Genomic DNA, 1042 nt, shown 5'->3' with positions numbered 1-1042 from the left:
GGTTGAGATGATTTTTTCCTTTGAATTCAAAAAGGGGAATTTCTTTTTGTTTCTGATATTCCAGCTATTGCCTGAGTATCTCATCAATTCCGTCACAGTAGTCATCCAATCCCAAATTACGTCAACGAGAGCGTGGTCTTACAGGCCGCTCAAGTAGCTCCTCGGGGGTTCGTCGCGCTGGGGGATGTTCGGGGAAATCGGGATTGAACCTACCAAAACAACGATCTGAGCCGGTGCATTGAGATAGGTAGCCAGCCACATGGGAAAGCGGGAGGTGCCAGATATGCGATAGCTCATGTGCGAGAACGCAAAGGGCATCACTTACCGAAGCAGATGACGGATCACCTTGCCGCAGCCAAAACGCACACGATGAGCTACAAAAATTGGCCGGGATGTTGATAGAGCCAGACGGATCATTCCGGCGCACACAGCCACAGGAGCCCGGACTACAGCTGCTGGCTGCGTCAGGCCAGATGACAGCCGCAGCCGGTGTTGCTCCATACGAGGTCCCTCCTTGTGCTTGATAGCTCTGACACATAGCTCCTTGAGAATTAAACTCAGCTACCGCTCTTCCAACAAGCGTGCTGCATGGGTAGAGGCCCGTTTGCCAGAGAACATCCTGCATACGGAGGGTGGTCAGCTGAATGCGCGGCTGACATCTGGTACGGATCGCTTTGTTCCCATATCGAATTGGCTGTTGGTTACTGACATTGTCCGCAGTGTATCTCCCTTGCTGTACTACGTGCGTCAACTCATGTGCCATTAATTTCTGTCCCTCGCTTGTCCCCGACGCGTAATGCCCTGCCCCGAATACCACATCCTGTCCCACTGTGAACGCCCGTGCATTCACGGCCCGCGCCGCCTCCGCAGCTCGAGTATCCGTATGCACCCGCACCTGGCTAAAATCATGGCCGAAACGCGGCTCAAAATAAGTACGCTCAGATTCAGATAATGGCTGGCAGCTGCCCTTAAGGGAATGTATATGAGATCCAAGATTGGGATTTACTTCAGACATATGACTTGAAGTTGCTTTTGCCTGAAG

Annotated in this window: 1 protein-coding gene; it reads right to left on the bottom strand. The window is 52.3% G+C overall.

The annotated features are described in order from the left end of the window. Nucleotides 1–121: 121 nt before the first annotated feature. On the bottom strand, nucleotides 122–1042 hold a 921-nt coding region (locus K8R76_05555; protein ID MCD4847636.1), incomplete at its 5' end, for a DUF4157 domain-containing protein.

The organism is Candidatus Aegiribacteria sp. (assembly GCA_021108435.1).
GTDB lineage: Bacteria > Fermentibacterota > Fermentibacteria > Fermentibacterales > JCC-6 > Aegiribacteria.
Note: the sequence above shows the minus strand (reverse complement) of the source record. Positions and strands in the feature narration are given on the sequence as shown.